The sequence below is a fragment of the Mycolicibacterium fallax genome (genome assembly GCF_010726955.1).
Taxonomy (GTDB): domain Bacteria; phylum Actinomycetota; class Actinomycetes; order Mycobacteriales; family Mycobacteriaceae; genus Mycobacterium; species Mycobacterium fallax.
Genome location: NZ_AP022603.1, coordinates 3,082,726 through 3,103,474 on the forward strand (window position 1 = coordinate 3,082,726; position 20,749 = coordinate 3,103,474).

General features: G+C 68.0%; 16 protein-coding genes, 1 tRNA gene, 1 other RNA gene and 3 pseudogenes. 9 read left to right on the top strand and 12 right to left on the bottom strand.

Features of this window, described 5'->3' with window-relative positions; translation table 11 throughout:
• Positions 1–160 precede the first annotated feature (160 nt).
• A complete protein-coding gene (locus G6N10_RS14730; RefSeq protein ID WP_085093314.1) occupies positions 161–1,393 on the top strand; it encodes a cytochrome P450 in 1,233 nt (410 codons plus the stop codon).
• 19 nt (positions 1,394–1,412) lie between these two features.
• Here G6N10_RS14730 and gluQRS read toward each other — a convergent pair whose 3' ends face one another.
• Positions 1,413–2,306 carry a tRNA glutamyl-Q(34) synthetase GluQRS gene (gene gluQRS / locus G6N10_RS14735; RefSeq protein ID WP_234810438.1) on the bottom strand — a complete coding sequence of 298 codons (894 nt, stop codon included), beginning with the start codon at positions 2,304–2,306 and terminating at the stop codon, positions 1,413–1,415.
• A 76-nt stretch (positions 2,307–2,382) separates the two neighbouring features.
• Between gluQRS and G6N10_RS14740 the strand changes: the two are divergent.
• Positions 2,383–2,493, top strand: a pseudogene (locus G6N10_RS14740) (ATP-dependent DNA ligase); the annotation flags it as partial.
• Between the two features lie 151 nt (positions 2,494–2,644).
• On the opposite strand, the gene G6N10_RS14745 reads toward G6N10_RS14740, so the two are convergent.
• The 3 genes from G6N10_RS14745 to G6N10_RS14755 form a co-directional block, all read right to left on the bottom strand.
• Positions 2,645–5,659, bottom strand: coding sequence for an MMPL/RND family transporter (locus G6N10_RS14745; protein ID WP_085093329.1), 3,015 nt, complete (start codon positions 5,657–5,659; stop codon positions 2,645–2,647).
• A gap of 100 nt (positions 5,660–5,759) precedes the next feature.
• Complete coding sequence (locus tag G6N10_RS14750; RefSeq protein ID WP_085093316.1) at positions 5,760–6,194, bottom strand: DUF6188 family protein; 435 nt, start codon at positions 6,192–6,194, stop codon at positions 5,760–5,762.
• 76 nt (positions 6,195–6,270) lie between these two features.
• Positions 6,271–6,585, bottom strand: a complete 315-nt coding sequence (locus G6N10_RS14755; RefSeq protein ID WP_085093318.1) for a hypothetical protein — start codon at positions 6,583–6,585, stop codon at positions 6,271–6,273.
• Between the two features lie 129 nt (positions 6,586–6,714).
• Between G6N10_RS14755 and G6N10_RS14760 the strand changes: the two are divergent.
• Positions 6,715–8,026 (top strand): annotated as a pseudogene (locus G6N10_RS14760) (IS256 family transposase).
• A gap of 30 nt (positions 8,027–8,056) precedes the next feature.
• Here G6N10_RS14760 and G6N10_RS14765 read toward each other — a convergent pair.
• Positions 8,057–8,353: pseudogene (locus G6N10_RS14765) on the bottom strand (TetR/AcrR family transcriptional regulator); the annotation flags it as partial.
• A 32-nt stretch (positions 8,354–8,385) separates the two neighbouring features.
• Positions 8,386–8,634, bottom strand: coding sequence for a hypothetical protein (locus G6N10_RS14770; protein ID WP_133055043.1), 249 nt, complete (start codon positions 8,632–8,634; stop codon positions 8,386–8,388).
• A gap of 105 nt (positions 8,635–8,739) precedes the next feature.
• On the opposite strand from G6N10_RS14770, the gene G6N10_RS14775 reads away from it, so the two are divergent.
• Positions 8,740–9,426 (top strand): TetR/AcrR family transcriptional regulator, encoded by a 687-nt coding sequence (locus G6N10_RS14775; protein ID WP_085092394.1) that lies wholly within the window; start codon positions 8,740–8,742, stop codon positions 9,424–9,426.
• Positions 9,427–9,703: 277 nt separating this feature from the next.
• On the opposite strand, the gene G6N10_RS14780 is transcribed toward G6N10_RS14775, so the two are convergent.
• The 3 genes from G6N10_RS14780 to G6N10_RS14790 are packed head-to-tail and all read right to left on the bottom strand — an operon-like array spanning position 9,704 to position 14,464.
• A complete protein-coding gene (locus G6N10_RS14780) occupies positions 9,704–10,783 on the bottom strand; it encodes an ATP-dependent DNA ligase (RefSeq protein ID WP_085092393.1) in 1,080 nt (359 codons plus the stop codon).
• Between the two features lie 4 nt (positions 10,784–10,787).
• The gene (locus G6N10_RS14785; protein WP_085092392.1) at positions 10,788–13,241 is read right to left on the bottom strand and encodes a tyrosine-type recombinase/integrase; all 2,454 of its coding nucleotides are present in this window, start codon (positions 13,239–13,241) and stop codon (positions 10,788–10,790) included.
• A 56-nt stretch (positions 13,242–13,297) separates the two neighbouring features.
• Positions 13,298–14,464 (bottom strand): tyrosine-type recombinase/integrase, encoded by a 1,167-nt coding sequence (locus G6N10_RS14790; protein WP_234810393.1) that lies wholly within the window; start codon positions 14,462–14,464, stop codon positions 13,298–13,300.
• On the opposite strand from G6N10_RS14790, the gene G6N10_RS14795 reads away from it, so the two are divergent.
• Genes G6N10_RS14795 through G6N10_RS14805 form a run of 3 tightly spaced genes read left to right on the top strand, consistent with a single transcriptional unit; the run spans position 14,409 to position 17,070 of the window.
• The gene (locus tag G6N10_RS14795) at positions 14,409–15,464 is read left to right on the top strand and encodes an ATP-dependent DNA ligase (protein WP_456152507.1); all 1,056 of its coding nucleotides are present in this window, start codon (positions 14,409–14,411) and stop codon (positions 15,462–15,464) included. The two genes, G6N10_RS14790 and G6N10_RS14795, sit on opposite strands and share 56 nt — an antisense overlap.
• Positions 15,461–16,522 carry a DNA polymerase domain-containing protein gene (locus tag G6N10_RS14800; protein WP_085092390.1) on the top strand — a complete coding sequence of 354 codons (1,062 nt, stop codon included), beginning with the start codon at positions 15,461–15,463 and terminating at the stop codon, positions 16,520–16,522. Before G6N10_RS14795 ends, G6N10_RS14800 begins: the two co-directional genes overlap by 4 nt.
• Positions 16,523–16,551: 29 nt before the next feature.
• A complete protein-coding gene (locus tag G6N10_RS14805; protein ID WP_085092389.1) occupies positions 16,552–17,070 on the top strand; it encodes a hypothetical protein in 519 nt (172 codons plus the stop codon).
• On the opposite strand, the gene G6N10_RS14810 is transcribed toward G6N10_RS14805, so the two are convergent.
• From G6N10_RS14810 to G6N10_RS14820, 3 genes are all read right to left on the bottom strand, one after another.
• Positions 17,063–18,130 (bottom strand): S1C family serine protease, encoded by a 1,068-nt coding sequence (locus tag G6N10_RS14810; RefSeq protein WP_234810392.1) that lies wholly within the window; start codon positions 18,128–18,130, stop codon positions 17,063–17,065. The genes G6N10_RS14805 and G6N10_RS14810 overlap by 8 nt on opposite strands.
• 100 nt (positions 18,131–18,230) lie before the next feature.
• Positions 18,231–18,956: a lipid uptake coordinator LucA gene (locus G6N10_RS14815; RefSeq protein WP_085092387.1), complete on the bottom strand. Its 726-nt coding sequence runs from the start codon at positions 18,954–18,956 to the stop codon at positions 18,231–18,233.
• Between the two features lie 72 nt (positions 18,957–19,028).
• Positions 19,029–19,114 (bottom strand) — tRNA-Ser (locus tag G6N10_RS14820).
• Positions 19,115–19,253: 139 nt separating this feature from the next.
• Between G6N10_RS14820 and ffs the strand changes: the two genes are divergently transcribed.
• Positions 19,254–19,348, top strand: an RNA gene (gene ffs, locus G6N10_RS14825) — signal recognition particle sRNA small type.
• Positions 19,349–19,384: 36 nt separating this feature from the next.
• Positions 19,385–20,674, top strand: a complete 1,290-nt coding sequence (locus tag G6N10_RS14830; protein ID WP_085092386.1) for an aspartate aminotransferase type Ic — start codon at positions 19,385–19,387, stop codon at positions 20,672–20,674.
• The last annotated feature ends 75 nt before the right edge of the window (positions 20,675–20,749 follow it).

The window sequence follows — 20,749 nt, forward strand, 5'->3', positions numbered from 1 at the left end:
ACGACGTCCCTTTCGTTGACCGGGCGGTTGCGCCCGGTTCGTGCCTCGAATATACCCCAGGGGGTATAAATCGGGGGAATCCGACCGACGGTCCGGCCGCCGCCGCATCGCCTGAACGCATCTGACCTGCGGGGATTTCGGCCTCGGGCACAATGGCCGGATGAGTGCCGCCGAGGACCAGGCCGAGGTGCAACGGCTGCTGCGCGCCATGCTCGACCCGGCCAACCGCGCCGACCCGTACCCGATCTACGACCAGATCCGCGTGCTCGGTCCGATGCGGCTGCCGGAGGCCAACCTCGCGGTGTTCGCCCGCTACCCCGACTGCGAGCAGGTGCTGCGCCACCCGTCGTCGTCGAACGACCGGTTGACCTCCACCGCCGCGCAGCGCGAGGTGGCCGCCGGCGCCGCCGCCCGCCCGTTCGGCCAGCCCGGATTCCTGTTCCTGGACCCGCCGGATCACACCCGGCTGCGCAAACTGGCCCAGCAGGCGTTCTCCCCGCGGGTGGTCAAGGCGCTGGAACCGGAGATCGTCGGCCTGGTCGACGAGCTGCTGGGGCGACTGGAACCCGGCGCCGAATTCGACCTGATCGCCGAGCTGGCCTACCCGCTGCCGGTCGCGGTGATCTGCCGGCTGCTCGGGGTGCCGCTGGAGGACGAGCCGCGGTTCGGTGCGGCCTCGGCGCTGCTGGCCCAGGGCCTGGACCCGTTCGTCGCGGTCACCGGGCAGCAGTCCGCCGACATCGAGGAGCGGCTGGCCGCCGGGAAGTGGCTGCGCGGCTACCTGGGTGAACTGGTGGAGCGCCGCCGCGTCGAACCGCGCGAGGACCTGATCTCGGAGCTGATCGCGGCCGAGGAGGACGGCGACCAGCTCTCCGGCGAGGAGATCGTCGCCACCTGCAACCTGCTGTTCATCGCCGGCCACGAGACGACGGTCAACCTGATCGCCAACGCGGTGCGCGCGCTGCTGCGGCACCGGCCGCACTGGGCGGCGCTGAGCGCCGAGCCCGGCCGCGCCGCCGCGATCGTCGAGGAAACCCTGCGCCACGACCCGCCGGTGCAGCTGACCAGCCGGATCGCCGCGGCGGACCTGACCATCGGTGAGCTGGCCGTGCCCAAGGGCGACATCATGATGGTGCTGACCGCCGCCGCGCAGCGCGATCCGGCGGCCTACGACCGGCCCGCGGAGTTCGACCCGGACCGCGGCGCCATCCGGCACCTGGCCTTCGGGCTCGGCCCGCACTTCTGCCTGGGCGCGCCGCTGGCCCGGCTGGAGGCGACGCTGGCGCTCTCGGCGCTGGCCGCGAAGTTCCCGGACCTGCGGCCGGCGGCCGAACCGAGCTACAAGCCCAATGTCACGCTGCGCGGGCTGGCGGATCTGCCGGTGATCGGCTGAGCCACCGACCCGGGAGGGGTCAGGCGGGCCGGAAGATCCAGGGCTGCCGGGGCAGCCGGGCCGGGTCGAACTCGGCGAGCATGCCGGGCAGGTCGGCGGCGGTGTAGCCCAGCGAGTCGGCGATCTGCCGCAGCGCGGTCGGCACCCCGATCTCGGCCAGGCCGACCGCACCGTCGCGCTTGGCCAGCCGCTTGCCCTCGGCGTTCAGGGCCAGCGGAACGTGCGCGTACACCGGCGCGGGCAGACCCAGCAGCGCGGCCAGATAGGCCTGCCGCGGCGCCGAGGACAGCAGGTCGTCGCCGCGGACCACCTGATCCACCCCGGAGCCGCCGTCGTCGACGACCACCGCGAGGTTGTAGGCCGGCACCCCGTCGAAGCGGCGCAACACGAAATCGTCGACCACCCCGGTGTAGCTGCCGTGCAGCAGGTCGGTGACGGTGAACTCGTCGCGGTCGGCGCGCAACCGCAGCGCCGGCGGGCGCCCCGTCGCCGCGCGCCGGCTGGCCCGCTGGGCGTCGTCCAACTCCCGGCAGGTCCCCGGATACGCCCCCTCCGGGGCGTGCGGGGCGCGCGGAGCGGCCAGGATTTCCCTACGGCTGCAATAACATTCGTAGGCCATTCCGGCGGTCAGCAGCTGCTCGACCACCGCGTCGTAGCGGTCGGCGTGGGCCCGCTGATACTGCGGCGGCTCGTCCCAGCTGATCCCGATCGCGGCCAGATCCGCGAGCTGGCGGGCGGCGACATCGGGAAAGGTGCGGTCATCGAGATCCTCGACGCGCAACAAAAACCGCCGGCCGGTGGACCGGGCGAACAGCCAGGCCAGCACCGCGGTGCGCAGGTTGCCGATGTGCAGGTCGGCCGACGGGCTGGGGGCGAATCGGCCCGCCCCGGCGGCCCCGCTGGCTTCGGTCACACCCGCAGAATCTAATGCCGGGGCGGACGAAATGTCTCCAGCCCTGGCGAACTGCGGGCGCCGTTGCAAGGATGGGATGGTGCAGTTACCGGTGTCACCCCCCGTCGCGCCCATGCTGGCCAAGGCGGCGACCACGGTGCCCACCGACGCCGGAGTGTGGTCCTATGAGCCCAAGTGGGACGGTTTCCTTCACTGAATTTTGCAAGTGTCGGTAGGCCGTATGTGGCCAACCTCGACCTTGTTATCGACAGTTAGTTAGGCGGAGTCCCCGCTTGAACCCCCGCGTCGGTCAGGTCTGATGGCAACCCTTTCAATGATCTTGAATGCTGGCTGGGCGGCTAGACAGGGCGGGTGGTGGCGCGTTGGGGCCACCAGCTGGCTTCGCCTAGGAGTGTGGCGATGGCGGGGACGGTGAGGGTGCGCACGACGAAGGTGTCGAGCAGTAGGCCGCATCCGATGATGAATCCGGCTTGGATCATGATGGCGATGGAGCCGATCATGAGGCCGAACATGCTGGCGGCGAAGATGATGCCGGCTGAGGTGATGACTGAGCCGGTATTGGCGACGGTGCGGAGGACGCCGACGCGGATGTTGCCGGTGGATTCTTCTTTGAGTCGGGAGACGAGCAGCATGTTGTAGTCGGCGCCGACGGCGACGAGGATGATGAACGCCAGTAGCGGTACTGGCCAGGCGATTTCGTATCCCAGTCCGTATTGGAAGACCAGGACGCCGATGCCCAGTGATGCGGTGTAGTTGAGCACGACGGTGCCCAGCAGGTAGAGCGGGGCCAGCAGGGCGCGCAGCAGCAGGACCAGGATGAGGCCGACGATGGCCAGGGTGGCGATGGCCAGTTGGATGAAGTCGTGGGAGAGCAGTTGTCGGATGTCGGAGTTGACCGCGGGGAAGCCGGCGACGGAGACGGTGGCGTCGCTTAGGGAGGTGTTGGGGCGTGCGGCCTCGGCGACGTCGGTGATCTCCTGAGCCAGGTCCATCGCGTCGACCGAGTAGGGGTCGTGGCGGGATTCGATGGCGAAGCGGGCGGTCTTGCCGTCGGGTGAGAGGAATTGTTCTGCGACGTCGGCGAACTGGCGGTTCTCGAAGGCGTTGGCGGGCAGGTAGAAGCCGCTGGAGGTATCTGATCCGGTGCTGGCGCGGGCCGAGTTTTGTAGTTGGGTGGCGATTTGGCTCATGCCGCTGAGCATTTCGATGTTGCTGTCGGCGAGTGTGTTGACTCCGGTCGCCAGTGCTTGGGCGCCGGAGGCGAGTTGGCTGATGCCGTCTTGGAGTCGGCGGATGTTGGCGGCCATGTCGGCGGGGTCCCCGAGTGCGCCGAACGCTGCGTCGAGAGAGGTGACGGCGGTTTTGACGTCGGCCAGGGTGTCGGCGACGGTTGAGTTCTGCCCTACTCGGTCGCCGAGGCCGGCGACTTGAGTGAAGAAGCCGCCGTTTCGCAGTGTCACCAGAACCTGGGCTTGATCTCGGATCTGGGCGCATTGGGGGGTGGTGGCGCACCAGGGTGAGGTGTTGAGGGCTGCGACCAGTGGGTCGATGGTGGCGATGGCGGAATCGGCTTGTTCGGCGAGCGGCCGCAGTCCCGGCCCGGATTGCAGGGCTTGGTCGATGGCCGGTGCGGCCGCGGAGAGCTGTGTCAGCAGGGGCCGGAACTGGTCGACTTGTTGGCCTGCGGTCTGGGCTTGGGTGAGGATGCCGGTCAGCGGGGTCAGGGCGGTGCGCAGTGTGGTGTCGAGTTGTGCCAACCCATCGGCGAGTTGGTCGGCGCCGTCGGTGAGTTTGGCCAGGTCGTCCTTGCGGGCGTTGCCGTCGGCCACCGCACCGGCCATCTTGTCGCCGATTTGGCCGTTCTGCCAACCCAATTGGGCTTGGTCGAGGCGGGTTCCGGCGGGCCGGGTGACCCCGGAGACCTTGGTGACGCCGGGGACTTGCGCGACCCGGGAGGCCATCTCGTCGAGGTCGGCGAGCCCCTTGCCGGTGCGCATGTCGGTCGGTGATTCCACCAGGAGGAACTCGGTGAGGACGATGTCCTTGCGGAAGTGGCGGTCCAGCATCTGGTAGCCCTGGTTGCTGGCGGTGGTGGCGGGTTGTCCCTTGCGGTCGTCGAAGCTCATCGTCATGGTCAGCGCGGCCGCCGAGAGTGCCAGCAGGATGACCAGGCTGGCGACGAGCAGGGGCACCGGCTTGCGCACCACCGCGACGGCAACCCAGTTCCAGTAACGTCGGGTTCTGTCGGATTTGGGTTCACCGATGCCGTACTTGGCGGCGAGTGCCAGCACCGGCGGCAGCAGCGTCACGGTGGCGATGAACCCGACGAGCACGGCGACCGCGCACGCGGGTCCCAGGCCGGCGAACACGCTGAGCTTGGCGAACACCATGGATAGAAATGCCAGCGCAACGGTGGCGGCCGAGGCCAGGATGACGCGGCCGATGCTGGCGGTGGCGTGGATGGCTGCCTGATCGGGCGGTGTCTGCGCGCGGCGCTGCTCGTGGTAGCGGCTGATCAGGAAGACGGTGTAGTCGGTGCCGGCGCCCAGCAGGATCGCGGTCATGAACGCGACGGTGAACTGCGATACCGGCATGCCCAGCTCACCCAGCGCGGAGAGCACCCCGCGGCCGACGGCCAGGCTGATACCGATCACGAGCAGTGGTAGTAGCGCGGTGAACACCGACCGGTAGACGATGAGCAGGATCAGCGCGATCAGACCTGCGGTGGCGATGGAGATGAACAGCAGATCGTGTTCGGCGGCGGCGATCTGGTCGCTGAACGTCGCTGGCGGACCGGTGACGTTCACCGTGGTCGACGACCCGGCGAAGGACTCGGCGGCGATGTCTCGGACCGCGGTCACCGCTTCGGCGGCCGTGGGATCACCCAGGGTGCCCGCTACACCGACGGGGAGATACCAGGCCTGGCGGTCCTGGCTGACCGCCTGGGTGGCGGTGATGGGGTCGGCTAGCAGATCTCGTACGAGCCGCACGTGCTCGGTGTCGGCGCGCAGTCGCGAAACCATGGTGTCGTAACGCTGCCGTGCCGATGGCGTGAGACCTGCCGGGTCTTCCATGGCGACGAATAGCGTTGTCTTGGAGCCTTGTTCGCCGAAGGCTTCGCTCATCCGGTCGACGGTCTGGAACGACGCCACATCGCGGGGAATCAAATCGACCGATTGCTGGCGAACCACGGTCTCCAACTGCGGGAACAGCAGCGCCAACACCGCGGCTAACCCGACCCACGCGCCGATCACCAGTGCTTTGTGTCGGACGGTGAATGCGGCCAGTGCACCCAGGCGCTCGCTGTACTCCCTGGAGGTCGTGGTGACCGTGGCCCGTTCGCGGACGCGCATGGTGGCCGGGGGCGGTGCGTCGGGCTCGCTGTTCGGGCTGGTCAACCGTCTCTCCGCGCTGGATCGATGTTGGGGACGCGGTCAAGCGTCAAGCGCCGGGTCACCGCGCCGCGGCGGGAGTATCGGCGACTTGGTCCTCCTCGGGAACGTCGTGGCGCACGACGTGGACCCTTCCGCGGGGTAAGCAGGCCATGTAGCCGTGGCGTTTGCCGTACAGCTCCCACGCGGTCGCGTGCTCGTCGGCGGCGACGGTGATGCGGTGTCCGCTGGAGAGCTGCAGGTGCAGCGTCCCGTCGTCATCGCAGGTGGCGTGCGTGCAGGTACTGCCCGCGAAGTTCAGCAGTGGACGCTGAACGTCGGGCACGTCGTTCGGGTCGATCATCACATCTTCGGCTGGGTAGCCACCTTCCGGTGGCAGCGTGAGCTGCAGTGGCCGCGTGATGACCAGTTCGTTGTAGTCCTCCAGGCTGATCATGAGGCCTTCGTGAAGCCCGATCCGCTGGACCTGACAGTCTTCGATCCACTGGGTGATCATGATGGCCCCTTCGGTCTTCGGTGAACCATAACGATACTGTAAGTATCGCACCAATACTATTAGTAGCGTTAACGAATCACTCTTGGAGTTCGCGTGCGAGCAGGAGTCGGGTTGCATGGTCGAGCCGTTGGCAACACTCGGCGGTGGTGGCCCGCTGCCGGACCCAGGCGGTGAGGTTGGCAAGCCAGACGTCGGCGACGACCGCGGCGATCTGCATCTGACGCGACGTGGGGTCCCCGCCGGCGATCGCTCGAGCCATCATGCGTGCGATGAACTCTTCGGCCTGCACGACGTCGACGGTGCCGTCGGCGACGACGAACGCGCGGGTGACCGCCTCGGTCAGCGCCGGCCTGTCCTGCCATTCGCGGCGCAGTCGCCCATTGAGGAGCAATGATCAATACCTGTGGATGAGCCTCGGCGTGGGGGCGTGAAAATGGGCGCACCTTCCCGAGGATGATCATTACGGAATCAGGTATTCGATCAAGACCGGCGTTGGCGCGCTGGTTGGGAAGGTACGCCCATGCTCACCGTAGTTCACGATGGCCAGGAGACCAACGACGAAACCGGCGGACGCTCATTGCTCGATGAGATCGTTCGCGACGGCGCTCGGCAGATGCTGGCCACGGCGTTGCAGGCTGAGGTCGCTGCCTACGTGGCTCAGTACGCCGACCAGCTTGATGACAACGGTCACCGACTGGTGGTGCGCAACGGCTACCACCAAGCCCGTGAGGTGCTGACCGCGGCCGGCGCAGTCGAGGTGAAAGCTCCGCGGGTCAACGACCGCCGCCTCGACCTGGACACGGGCGAACGCAAGCGGTTCTCCTCCGCGATCCTGCCGGCCTGGGCGCGCAAGTCTCCGCAGATGAGTGAGGTCCTGCCGCTGCTGTACCTGCATGGCTTGTCGACCAGCGATTTCACCCCGGCCCTGGAGCAGTTCCTCGGCTCCGGTGCCGGGCTGTCGGCATCCACGATCACCCGGCTGACGTCGCAGTGGCAAGACGAGGCCGCCGCGTTCGGTCGCCGCGATCTGTCGGGCACCGACTACGTCTACCTGTGGGTTGACGGCATCCATCTCAAGGTCCGTCTGGACCAGGAGAAGCTGTGCCTGCTGGTGATGCTCGGTGTGCGCCGACGGGCGCAAGGAACTGGTGGCGATCAGCGACGGCTACCGTGAATCGGCCGAGTCGTGGGCCGATCTGCTGCGCGACTGCAAACGGCGCGGCATGACCGCCCCCGTGCTCGCCGTCGGTGACGGTGCGCTCGGGTTCTGGAAAGCGGTGCGTGAGGTGTTCCCGGCCACCAAAGAGCAGCGGTGCTGGTTCCACAAGCAGGCTAATGTTCTTGCCGCACTGCCGAAATCAGCACACCCGTCGGCCCTGGCGGCACTCAAGGAGATCTACAACGCCGAGGATATCGACAAGGCCCAGCTCGCGGTGAAAGCGTTCGAGGTCGATTTCGGCGCCAAGTACCCCAAGGCGGTCGCCAAGATCACCGACGACCTCGATGTGCTGCTGGAGTTCTTCAAGTACCCGGCCGAACATTGGATCCACCTGCGTACGACCAATCCGATCGAAAGCACCTTCGCCACAGTGCGTTTGAGGACCAAGGTGACCAAGGGGCCGGGATCGCGGGTGGCCGGTCTGGCCATGGCCTACAAGCTGATCGATGCCGCCGCGGCCCGTTGGCGGGCTGTCAACGCCCCGCACCTGGTTGCCCTGGTGCGCGCTGGCGCGGCCTTCCACAAAGGCAAGCTGCTTGAGCGTCCCGCCGACATCACGCCGCAGACACCGCCCTCAGACGACGATCAGCACGCCGGGACGGAGGTCGCCTGAAACACCCCGATCCACAGGTATTGACAATTCCTCCCCATTGAGCACTTCCAGCCGCTGCCACGGAGTGTCGGCGGTCGTGGCCCAGTCGCCCTCGTCGTCGAGGCGCGCGAATTCGCGGGTGAGCACCGAGACGAGCAGATGTGATTTGGATGGGAAGTAGCGGTACAGAGACCCCACTGCAATACCGGCGCGGTCGGCGACCACCCGCATCCGCACGGCCACGTAGCCACCGTCGGTGGCGATCGCCGTGGCGGCATTCAGGATGGCCTCTCGGCGCACAGTTGCAGTGGGTGGGTGTGGCGCTGGGTCCAGTCGTGTTGACGTCATTCGCGAATTCGGTTGCCTTCCAGAGGTATTACTCAGTAAGTTCCCGTGCCAGCGATGACGCCGGCGACGGTGGTGATCGGCAGGACGACCGCGCCGTGGCTGTAACCGTGAACGAACGCCGAAGTGGCGGCGTCGGCCAACTGGCTGCAGGCTGGCCCCGACGAGGGGGCAACTTCCAGTGCGATGACCAGGGCAACCGCCAGGCGCGACACCACCAACGTCCACAATTGGCCGCGGGACAAGTGGGCCAATGTCGGTCCAGCCGGATCGTCGGACGCCATCACACCCCTCGGCGAATAGATACCCACAGTTTCGCTGCGCTACTCTTGGTACCATAATGCGGTGACCAGTTTCGTCGTTAGCAAGTCCTCTGAAATGGTGTTGCGGTGACTGCACCGTCCACGCCAATACCTGACGACGACGAGATCGACCCCCGTCGCGTGCGGTCGCGGAACCGCCTGCTCGACGCCGCCGCCCACCTACTGAGCACCGGCGGGGTCGAAGCCGTCACCATCGACGCGGTCACCAAGGCCTCCAAAGTCGCCCGCACCACTCTCTACCGTCACTTCAACAGCTCCTCGCAACTGCTGGCCGCCACCTTCGAACGGCTGCTGCCCCAAGTCATCCCGCCGGCGCCGTCGACGGGGTCGCTGCGCGACCAACTCATCGAGTTGCTGAACCGTCAAGCATCCTTGTTCGCCGAAGCGCCCCTGCATGTCACGACTCTGGCCTGGCTCGCCCTCGGACCAACCGCCAACAGCAGCGCCGGGGACGGCACAGACACCTCCGCCCCAACCGGAGCGCTGCGCACCCGCGTGATCGATCAATACCGCCAACCGTTCGATGCCATCCTGCACAGCCTTCAGGCCCGCGAGGAACTCGACGACTTCGACGTCGAACTGGCCATGTGTCAACTCATCGGACCACTTGTGTTCGCACGGATGACCGGACTGCGCAGCATCAATCGGGACGACTGCGAACACGTCGTTGACGACTTCCTCGCCGCCCACCAACGGGCACACGAGGCCGCAACAGGCGGCCGCCCACAGCCACCGACGACGCCGCGCGGATGAACGTCAGCGGCTGCCCGTCATCAATGCACGTCGCGCCGAACAGACACGTCGAAGCCGGGATCGGGTTTGGCACGCGCCCAGATTGCCGGGACGGTAGCCATTGTTCGTCGGTTCGTACACATTTGGATGGGCGGTGCCGCCCCCGGGATTCCAGAGGAAAGAACGCAGGCTCGATATACAGTTAGTCGACCAACGGGCTGGCCACCTGCGACGTCGACGGGGATCTTGCCCAGCGAGATGAAGACACCTCCAGCAGAGCGAAAAGCAATCGTGCACATTAGCTTTCGCCTTCCTTGGTGAGCCCGGGAATAATGTCGCCCAGCCCGAAGCTGAGTGGCTTTTCGAGTTGGGCGTAGGTGCATGATCGCGGGTCACGGTCGGGACGCCATCGATTGAACTGGGCGGTATGGCGGAACCGTTCGCCCTCCATGTGGTCGTAGCGCACCTCGACCACTCGCTCGGGTCGAAGCGGGACGAACGAGAGATCCTTGCCGGCATTCCAACGCGAGATTTCGTTCTTGCGCGGCGTGCGGTCACCGGCTTCGTGGGCGGCCCAGTTCCACGGGTGCCCATCGAAACTGGTTACCAGCGATTGCATTTCGCTGAACAACTGTCGCCGCTTGGCCATCGGGAACGCGCCGATGACGCCGACCGAGGCGAGGCTGCCGTGGTCGGTGTAGAGGCCGAGCAGCAGGGAGCCGATGGCCTCCGCGCTGGATTTGTGGACTCGGTAGCCGGCGATGACGCAGTCAGCGGTCCGCTGATGCTTGATCTTGAACATGACGCGCTTATCGGGCTGATAGGTCAGCGTCAACGGTTTAGCGACCACCCCGTCGAGGCCGGCCCCCTCGAACTCCTCGAACCACCGTCGGGCGGTCGTGGGATCGGTGGTGGCCGGTGTGACGTGAACCGAGGGCCCGGAGTCGGCCAACGTCGCGACGAGTGCTGCGCGTCGCTCGGTGAACGGTCTCCTGGTGTAGTCCTCATCGCCTAGGGCGAGTAGATCGAACGCTACGAAGGACGCGGGGGTCTGTTGGGCGAGCATCCGCACTCGCGAATCGGCCGGGTGGATGCGTTGTTGCAGCGCCTCGAAGTCCAGGCCGTGGTCTGTGGCGATGATGATCTCGCCATCAATGACGCAGCGTTGCGGTAGTTCGGTTTTGATCGCTGTGACCAGTTCGGGGAAGTACCGGGTCAAAGGCCGCTCGTTACGGCTGCCCAGCTCGACCTCGTCGCCGTCGCGGAAGCAGATTGACCGGAAGCCATCCCACTTCGGTTCATAGGAGGCATCGGGAGGGATTGTCGGCACCGACTTGGCCAACATCGGTGAGACCGGTGGCATGACGGGAAGCTTCATCGCTTCATTGTGGTCCCTGCTCGGCGAACGGGTTAGTGCCGGTGGAAAGTAGTTGCTGAGCCTGGGATTGTCGGGTGCGCAAATGCTTAATGCTCTCTTCGAGGGCGGCAACCTCGCCCAGCCATGCGCGGTCCTTCGCTTCGGCGAGACGCTGTTCGGCGTTCTCGGTCATTTCGTTGATGCGGCCCAGCTGGGCGGGGTCGACGCGCAGGAATCGGCATCGCGTGCAGGCGTGCTCGTGCACGCACGCCGTGCCGTAAGGGCGGTGGCACTCACCCAGCGCCACCCGACGCAGCAGGAAGTGCTCTTCGAAATCGGCCCACTCGTCGTCGTCGGCAACCTTGGCCTCCTCGTATGGACGCAGTTGGCGGCGCCGCTCGATGAACGCCTGATGGGCGATGATGAGGTGCTCGGGAAACACCGCGGTGTAACCGCGGGTGGTGTCGAGGTTGAGGTGGCCCAGCAGCGCAGCAGCGATGTGCAGTGGCAGGCCGTTGTTGACAGCGTCGGTGGCGAACAACCGGCGGAAGTCGTGCGGGGTGAAGTGAACCTGTTGACCGGCATCGGTGAGCCCGGCGACGCCGGCGAGGTGTATCAGGATTCGGCGGACGTAGTGCCGACCCAGCACTTCGTGGCGGATGCCCAGAGGGCGCGCAAACAGGTGCGGAAACGGTTCGCTGTGGACCTTGTCGTTGGTGTCGTAGGCGATCGACAGCGGCACGTGATCCTTGCCGGCCTTCGCGCGGCGCAGCACTTCCAGGAGCACCCCGACCAATTCTGGGGTCATCGGGATGAGACGTTCGCAGTCGGTCTTGGACGGCACGATGTGCAGCAACGGCACCAGCGTGGCGGTGGTGGAAGCGGTGTAGTGCCGCAGCGACAACTGGGTCAGTTCGAGTAGCTCCTCGATGCGAATACCCGTGTGTCGCAATGTTTCCACGATCGCGTAGCCCCAGAACCCCTCCGCTTCGAGCGCGGTCACGTCGATGCGCGGGGCGCTACCACGGATCCAGGGCGGTCGCTGCTGTCCGGGTGCTAGGTGCACCCAGGTCCGCACTCGGGCGTCGCCGTCGCGCCGCAACGGTGGGCAATACCGCAGGAACGTGTAGCCCTCGACCACGAACTCCTGGTCGTGCGTGCAGTCCAGGGCTCGCTGTAGAAAGGTGGCGGTCCGGTCCTTGTGCGCGGTAGCCGCGGCCAGCAGTGCCGGCAACAGCGGCGTCAGCATGCGGGTGCGGTCCTGCATCGAGGCCTTCTGGCGGCGTTTCTGCTTCGCCGCGGCGCGACTGAGCTCCCGAGGTACCGGGCACGGCGCGACCCAGAAACCCCAGCGGACCGGGTCGTCGTGCGACCACTCGGCCAAGTCGCGGTACATCCCACGGATGGCGAACAGAATCGAGTGGACTTCGCGTCGCGGCCGGCCGTCGAGGGTCAGCGCCAACCGTTCCCGCCACGCCGTCACCACCTCGGCCGACAATGCGAGATTGGCTTGGTCGGGATTGATCTGCAGGATCTCCCACCAGAACAATCGGATCAAACGGTAAGCCAGGCCTTCCAGTGAGCTGTAGTCCATGCCGGGCTTGATCTCTTCGAGGTAATCGACGAGCAGGTTGCGCACCCCCGAGGCGGGGATGCCGTATCTGTCGACCAACGTCGCGGTGCTGTGCTGGCGTGTGTTGCCTCGCGCCGACCATGTCGCCCGCAGAGTCGGTGCCTCCTCGGCCAGCGGGCCCAGGGCGACCAGAAGCTCCCAGATGAGGTGCTCTCGGCGCTGTCGTCCCGAGGTGCGCACCACGTCGGCGTAGAAGAGTAGATCGTCGCCGCATAGCTGAGCGATGTCCTTGCCGGTGCGGATCATCACCCGCGCCAAGGCCTTTTCGGCGTCGTCCTGGTATTTGGGCACCGCGTCGCGGTAGGCGGGCAGCCCGCGCAATCGATCCAGGTCCGGCCCGCCGTCGCGGTCGAGGAATTTGCGGAGGGCCACCCGCTTCTGAGAGTCGAGCAGCCAACTGTAGGACGGCCGCAGCACTCGGGCCTGCAACAGCGCGTTGACCGCGCTGATCGTGGGTGACCAGTGGTCGTAGTGCGGCAACGCATCATGCTCGAACCAGGTGCGTGGCGCGGCGTCGTAACCGCTGGCCAACCAACGCTGCTCCCACGTCTGCCCGGAATATTGAGCAAGCACACCGAGCATCGCCCGGGTTCCCCTCACGATGGGCTGGCGCGCCCGGTGTGTCAGTGTCCGGTGATGCTCGGCCACGAAGTCGCACAGCTCGTCGGCGGTCAGTGACTGCATCATCGCGCCGCGCGCCCCGACTGGCAGCGGTGGGGGCGCGTGGTTGGCGTCATAGCCCCACAAGGGGCGCACCTGGCCGGCTGGGCCATAGCGGCTGTCTGCTGAAATCGCAGCCAGATGCGGTGAATCCGGCCGCGATAGCAGTTGGACCTTGGGGCTCATGGCGCGCCGCGTCGCGGCGGCCTGCTGACGTGCTGGTGACCGGGTGTCCTCGGTACTCACTCCGGCAGGCCCAACAGTTCCCGGACCGCCGCGGCGTCGTAGGCAGGTTCGATCGTCGCTACGTTGGTCTTTGGCCGAGCGTAGTGCTCGAGCACTTTGCCGATCAGATCTTCCAGACGAGGCTGGGTGTAGATCTGTGTCGTCGTCACGCTGGCATGCCGCAAGACGGTCTGCACATCGACCAGCGTGAACGCGGGGTCGGCTAGCATCCGCGCGGCGGCAGTGTGGCGGAAGTCGTGCAACGACCAGTTCGCACCCAAGCTAGCGTTGGCGCGGCGCAGCACCGCGCGCATCGCGTGATAGTTCAGCGGCGCCGGCTGAGAGCGTCGGGTCCACCACACCGGACCACCCGGCTCGATCGGGGGTTGCTCGGACAGATACAGCGCCAGCCACACGAAGGAGTCCACTGAGGCCGGAACGGTTTCCCGCATGCGGCTGCCCTTGCTGGTGACCGTAATGGTGTAGCGGCCAGCATCCAGATCGCCGTGACGCAAGCCCAACAACTCCGATGCCCGTACGCCCGAGGACAAGTAGAAGCTCACGAGCGCTCGATCGCGGTGGCTGCGCAGCGCGTTGAACAGCGATGCGGCAGCGTCATCGGGGATCGCTCGCCACACCGGCCGAGGGGTCTTCTGCCGATAGTTGGCGCGCCGGAAGATCGTGAAGTCTTCCATCGGATTGTGGTGAGCATGCGGTCGACCACCGTTCCTGGCGCGTTGTGCGGGAACGGGATTGACAAGCGGACCCAGATCGGCGGCACAGGCGTGTTCGTAGAATCCGAACAACACCGACAGTTGATGGTTGATGGTGCGCGGCGCGTACTTGGTGGTCAATTCCGCCTTGCCGGTAACCGCGTTCACCGACCCCGGCGGTGGTCCGTCCGGACGTCGGCGCAGACGTTGCGGATTGGGCGCCTCTCGTAGGTGCTCGACGAAGGCGCGGACGTCTACGCGCTCTGCTCGCTCCCAACTGATGAGGCGTTCATGCAGGAATCGGAACCACCGCAGAAGGTCGAACGCGTAACTTCGAATTGTGAGTGGACTGCAATCCGACGCCGCCAGTTCGCGAAGGTATGACGTGGCCCCCAGATGTTCGGCATCGGGGAAGATCACCCGCCACGGCAACCCGCTCGGTGCCGACTCCACCCGACCCACCTCACCCATAACCGGATCCTCCGCCCGCCGCAGCCACGCCATCGGAAGGCTCGCCGAAGTTCAGTCAACTAGACGGGCGCTGGTGTTCCGCGACGGCGACGAGATCACCGTGCAGTCCCGCGCCGGCAAGGACCTCGGTCGCTACTTCCCGGAACTGCTCGACGCGCTGCGCACCGAGGTCGCCCCGCGCTGCGTGCTCGACGGCGAGATCGTCGTCCCGCGCCAGGTCGACGGCCGCACCCGGCTGGACTGGGATGCGCTGTCGGCCCGAATACACCCGGCGGACAGTCGAATTGCGCTGCTCGCCCGGGAAACCCCGGCGCATTTCATCGGATTCGACGCGCTGGCCGACGCCGACACCGCGCTGCTGGACCGCCCGCTGACCGACCGCAGGCAGGCGCTCGGCGCGCTGGTCACCGGCGGGCAGTGGTGCCACATCACCCGCAGCACCGACGATCCCGAGCTGGCGGCGCGCTGGCTGACCACCTTCGAGGGCGCCGGGCTCGACGGCGTCATCGCCAAGCGGCGCGGCGGCCACTACCTGCCCGGCAAGCGAGAGATGGTCAAGATCAAGCACGCCCGCGACGCCGACGTCGTCGCGATCGGCTACCGGGTGCACAAGTCCGGCGAGGGCGTCGGCTCGATTCTGCTTGGCCTCTACGACGACGGCGCGCTGCAGATGGTCGGCGGCGCGGCGTCGTTCAGCACCGCCGCCCGCGCCCAACTGATGGCCGAGCTCGAACCGCTGCGGCTGGCGCAGGACCTGGTGCGCGACGGCGAGCCGAGCAGGTGGAACTCCGCCGCCGACAAACGCTGGATCCCGATCCGCCCGGACCGCGTCGCCGAGGTCGGCTACGACCAGATGGAGGGCGCCGGGCCGGGCCGGCGGTTCCGGCACGCGGTGCGGTTCCGTCGCTGGCGGCCGGACCGCGACCCGCGCAGCTGCACCTTCGACCAGCTCGACGTGCCGGCCCGCTACGACCTGTCCGACGTACTGGAGGACCGATGAGCCCAAAGCCCGCGCCCGAGGAACTCGACGTCGACGGCATCGCCGTGCGAATCACCAGCCGGGACAAGGTCTTTTTCCCCGACCTCGGCGCCGCGGGCAGCAAGGGCGCGCTGGTGGACTACTACCGCACCGTCGCGCTCGGACCGATGTTCGCGCCGCTGCGGGACCGGCCGACGCATCTGCAGCGCTTCCCCGACGGCATCGACGGCGAGGAGGTCTACCAGAAGCGGCTGCCGCCGCACCACCCCGACTACCTCGACAGCGTGCGGGTGACGTTCCCGTCCGGGCGCACCGCCGACGAACTGTGCATCACCCACCCGGCCGCGATCGTCTGGGCGGCCCAGATGGGATCGGTGACGCTGCACCCGTGGCCGGTGCGCCGCGCCGACGTCGACCACCCCGACGAACTGCGCATCGACCTCGATCCGCAGCCGGGCACCGCGTTCCCGGAGGCCCGGGCCGTCGCGCTGGAGGTGCTCAAGCCGCTGCTCGACGAGCTCGGCCTGGTCGGCTATCCGAAGACCTCAGGCGGTCGCGGCATCCACGTCTACCTGCGGATCCGGCCGGACTGGGATTTCGTCGCGGTGCGCCGGGCGGCCATCGCGGTGGCCCGCGAATGCGCCCGCCGATCCCCGGAGCGGGTGACCGATTCGTGGTGGAAGGAAGACCGCGGCGCGCGGATCTTCGTCGACTTCAACCAGGCTGCCCGGGACCGCACGATGGCCTCGCCGTACTCGGTGCGCAAGACCCGGATCGCCACCGTGTCGATGCCGCTGAGCTGGGCCGATCTCGCCGAGGCGGATCCCGACGACTACACCCTGCCCACGGTGCCCGGGATCATCGCGGGGCGGCAGGACCCGTGGGCCGGGATGGAGGACGACCCGCAGTCGCTGGAACCGCTGCTGGCGCTGGCCGACGCCGACGCCGAGCGGGGCCTCGGTGACATGCCGTACCCGCCGAACTACCCGAAGATGCCGGGGGAGCCGCCGCGGGTGCAGCCGTCGAAGAAGGTCGCCGAGCACTGGGACGACCAGGGAAATCCCGTCGAGAAGCACTGACCGGCACCCGAGGACCTAGGGTGGTCCGGATGAGCGGGGGAGTGCAGACGATTCGCAAGGTGCTGGCGGCGCTGGCCATCGTCGGGATGCTGGCCGGCGGGGTGGCAGCGGCGATCTACCTGGTCACATCCGGCGCCCAGCGCGCCGATCCGGTGGCGTCCACCCCGGAGAGCTTCGCCCCGACACCGACGATGCCCAAGCCCGATGAGTTCCTGGTCGGAGTGACGGTCACCGAGCACCATTGCGGCACCCCGACCACCTGCACCTACGTGTATTCGATCGCGCCGAACTATCACGGCGGGCATCCGCTGCCGGAGCGTGCCTTCACGGTGTTCTACGAGATCACCGGTGGTCATCAGCCGCAGCCGGGCAGCTTCACCGTCAGCGATGGGCAGGCCAAGATGTTCAAGGACGTCTCGGTCGACGGTCCGCCGGGCGCGCGGCTGGCCGCCCGGGTGCTTCGGGTGGAGCCGGTCGTCGGGCCCGTGCCGGCGCCGGAAAAGACCCCGGAGAAGGCGCCCGAGCCGGCCCCGGCTCCGGCTAACTGACCGGCCCGGAGATCACCGTGACGTCGGCGGTGCGGGCGGCGCCGGTGCGGTCCACCCAGTTCAGCGTGATGACGTCGCCGCCGTGGCGCTGGTCCAGCAGCCCGGTCAGGGTGTTGGCGGAGTCGATCGGGGTGCCGTCGATGGCGGTGAGCACATCACCGGGGACGATCCCGGCGCGCTCGGCCGGACCGTCGCGCATGATCGAGCGGATCGGCAGGCCGTTGGGCCGCGGGGGTCCGCCCGCGTCGATGCCGATGCCGAGCATCGCCGAGGGCCCGATGTGCACGTACGGGGAGCTCTCGGCGGCCCGGATCTGGCTGGCGATGCCCAGTGCCCGGTCGATCGGGATGGCGAAGCCCTGGCCGGCCGGGTCGGCGCCGCCGCCGATCCGGTAGGTGATGGTCGCGGCGGCGTTCATGCCGACGATCTGCCCGGCGGAGTTGACCAGCGCGCCGCCGGAGTCACCGGCCCGCAGGTTGGTCGAGGACTCGATCAGCCCGCCCATCCGGTGCGAGGTGTGGGTGGTCTCATCCTCGACGTCGACGGCGCGATCCAGGCTGGTGATCTGGCCGACCTCGCGGGTCAGCGGATGCCCGGTGCCGTTGGCGTTGCCGATGGTCAGCACCGGTTCGCCGAGCACCAGCGACGCCGAGGAGCCCAGCGGCGCCATCGGCAGCCCGCCGGCGCCGCGCAGCTGCAGCACCGCGAGGTCGTTGGCGCGGGAGTAGCCGATGACGTCGGCGTCGAAAACCTGGCCGGTCGCGGCGCTGGTGGCGCGGATGGCGTTGGCGCCCTGCACGACGTGGTGGTTGGTCAGCACCACGCCTTCGGGGGACAGCACGATGCCGGTGCCGTTGCCGACCAGGCCCTGGAAGTTGTTGAGGGTGTCGATTTGCACCAGCCCGGGCTCCACCGCGGCGGCCAACGCGTTCGGATCCATCGGCGCGGCGGGGTCTGCGCCGGCGGTCGCCGGCGTCACCAGCAGGGCACCCAGCACGAGCAGGGGTGCGAGCAGGGCGGCCGACAGTCGTCCCACGGCGAAGCGGCGAAGGTGGTTCACGGGCATGTCTGTATCTCGGTCCCTGTGTCCTTGTCGTTACCGCGGCGTCGACGGGCTCTCATTGAGCCGCGCTGCGCCGGGTCCCCGGTTGGCCGACCGGTCAGCCGCGCGGCCTGCGGTTGCGCAGCCGGTACCTGTTCCCCGCCGGTGCGGCGGCCTTCTCGGCGTCGTCGGCGGGCTTCCACTTGGACACCGGCGGCTCCTCCGGGTCGGCGGCGGTGGCCTCGGCCGGGGCGTCTTCGGAATCGTCGGACTTGGACTCGGCGTCGGACTCGGAATCGTCGGACTCGTCGTCGGACTCGTCGTCGGCCTCGTCCTCGTCGGCCTCGTCAGCCTCGGCCTCAGCCTCGGTCTTCGCCTCGGGCTTGGTGAGCTTGATGGTCTTCACCGGCTCCAGCGGCGGGGCCGTCTCGGCGGCGAAGGACAGGTAGAACGCGAACGCGCCCAGCAGCGCGACCGCGGCTGCGGCAGCATAGATCGCGAACAGCCACGCCCCGGCGGTGTCGAGGTCGAGCCAGATCTCGGTGATCGCGGTGGCCAGCACCAGGATCCCGGAGGCCAGCGCGCCGGCGATCGACCAGGCGTGCAGCGTCAGGGACAGCTGCGGGCTGCCCAACTCGGGCTTGCGGGTGCGGCGCAGGTCGAGGTACACGGGTGCGGCGGCCGAGGCCAGCAGCACCGCCGTCACGATCCGCAGCACGGTGCCCGCGGTGGGGGACAGTTCGCCGGCCAACTCGGACCAGCGCGGCAGCGTGAAGAAGAAGTACAGGACCCCGGCCACCGCCAGGGTCCCGACATGCCAGACCACCGTGATCCAGCGCGACATGTTCCTCCTGGAAATTGAGAACCGGGTGCCCGCCGGGGCGATAAGCGGATCGGCGGACACCCGGGTCAGGTGCGGAGGATAGGGGATTTGAACCCCTGAGGGCTGTTAACCCAACCCGCGTTCCAGGCGAGCGCCATAGGCCACTAGGCGAATCCTCCGGGTCGTACTTTACCGCAGCGCCGGGGGCGCCGATGACCGGCCGGGCGCGCCGACCCGGTTGGCCGGCCGCCGGGACGCCGCGCGGCCCCGAGCGTCGTCGCGCTCGCGGCCCACCGATCGGCGCCGTATACACTGCTTCGTGGACCCCGCGCGGCGTCCATCCTGTGAACTCCCCCAGGGCCGGAAGGCAGCAAGGGTCAATGGGCTCTGGCGGGTGCGCGGGGTCCCCTTCTCGCAGTGCCCGCCCGTCATCGGTGAGAGGCCCCCAGGTGTCCTTCCATTCCCTCGGCCGCGCCGAATTGCAGGCCGAACACGATTCCCAGCGGCAGGCATACGCCGACCTGGTCGCCAAGAACCTGAAGCTGGACCTGACCCGCGGCAAACCGGCGCCGGAACAGCTCGACCTGGCCGACGACCTGCTCGGCCTGCCCGGTCCCGGTGACTTCCGCGACGCCGACGGCGTCGACACCCGCAACTACGGCGGCCTGACCGGGCTGACCGAGCTGCGGGCGATCTTCGGCGAGCTGCTGGGCATCGCGGTGCCGAACCTGATCGCCGGCAACAACGCCAGCCTGGAATACATGCACGACGTGGTGATGTACTCGCTGCTGCACGGCGGGGCGGATTCCCCGCGGCCGTGGATCGACGAGCTGCGCGACGGCGCCGGGGTGAAGTTCCTGTGCCCGTCGCCGGGCTATGACCGGCACTTCGCCATCACCGAGTCCGTCGGGATCGAGATGATCGCCGTCCCGATGCTGGAGGACGGCCCGGACCTCGCCGTCGTCGAGGAGCTGGTGGCCGCCGACCCGGCGATCCGCGGCATGTGGTGCGTGCCGGTGTTCGCCAACCCGACCGGGGCGGTGTACTCCCCGGAGAAGGTGGCCCGACTGGCCCAGATGCCGGCCGCGGCTCCCGACTTCCGGCTGTTCTGGGACAACGCCTACGCGGTGCACACCATCACCGAGCAGTTCCCGGAGCAGGTCGACGTGCTCGCGCTGGCCGAGGCGGCGGGCCACCCGAACCGGCCCTACGTGTTCGCCTCGACCTCGAAGATCACCTTCGCCGGCGCCGGGGTGTCCTTCTTCGGGAGTTCGGCCGCCAACATCGCCTGGTACCTGAAGTACGCCGGGAAGAAGACGATCGGACCGGACAAGGTCAACCAGTTGCGGCACCTGCGGTTCTTCGGCGACGCCGACGGGGTGCGCCGGCACATGCTCGGCCACCAGCGGATCCTGGCGCCAAAGTTCGCGCTGGTCGCCGAGATTCTGGAGGACCGGCTGGCGGCGTCGAAGATCGTGTCCTGGACCGACCCGAAGGGCGGCTACTTCGTCAGCCTCGACGTGCTGCCCGGCACCGCCCGCCGGACGGTGGCGCTGGCCAAGGACGCCGGGATCGCGGTCACCGCGGCGGGGGCGTCGTTCCCGTACGGGGTGGACCCGGCCGACACCAACATCCGGATCGCGCCGAGCTTCCCGTCGCTGCCGGACCTGCGCGACGCCATCGACGGCCTGGCCACCGCCGCGCTGCTGGCCGCCACCGAGGAACTGCTGGGGCAGTAGCCGCGCCATTCCGCACGTCGTCGGTGCGCGGCGATCCTGACCAGCGCGATGTGCGGCACGGTCGGAGCAGGTGGG

Excerpts from the sequence above, each read along its gene's own strand:
- G6N10_RS14730 (WP_085093314.1), top strand. The coding sequence starts at position 161 with ATGAGTGCCGCCGAGGACCAGGCCGAGGTGCAACGGCTGCTGCGCGCC.
- G6N10_RS14745 (WP_085093329.1), bottom strand. The coding sequence starts at position 5,659 with ATGCGCGTCCGCGAACGGGCCACGGTCACCACGACCTCCAGGGAGTAC.
- G6N10_RS14750 (WP_085093316.1), bottom strand. The coding sequence starts at position 6,194 with ATGATCACCCAGTGGATCGAAGACTGTCAGGTCCAGCGGATCGGGCTT.
- G6N10_RS14770 (WP_133055043.1), bottom strand. The coding sequence starts at position 8,634 with ATGGCGTCCGACGATCCGGCTGGACCGACATTGGCCCACTTGTCCCGC.
- G6N10_RS14780 (WP_085092393.1), bottom strand. The coding sequence starts at position 10,783 with ATGAAGCTTCCCGTCATGCCACCGGTCTCACCGATGTTGGCCAAGTCG.
- G6N10_RS14785 (WP_085092392.1), bottom strand. The coding sequence starts at position 13,241 with ATGAGCCCCAAGGTCCAACTGCTATCGCGGCCGGATTCACCGCATCTG.
- G6N10_RS14790 (WP_234810393.1), bottom strand. The coding sequence starts at position 14,464 with ATGGGTGAGGTGGGTCGGGTGGAGTCGGCACCGAGCGGGTTGCCGTGG.
- G6N10_RS14800 (WP_085092390.1), top strand. The coding sequence starts at position 15,461 with ATGAGCCCAAAGCCCGCGCCCGAGGAACTCGACGTCGACGGCATCGCC.
- G6N10_RS14805 (WP_085092389.1), top strand. The coding sequence starts at position 16,552 with ATGAGCGGGGGAGTGCAGACGATTCGCAAGGTGCTGGCGGCGCTGGCC.
- G6N10_RS14815 (WP_085092387.1), bottom strand. The coding sequence starts at position 18,956 with ATGTCGCGCTGGATCACGGTGGTCTGGCATGTCGGGACCCTGGCGGTG.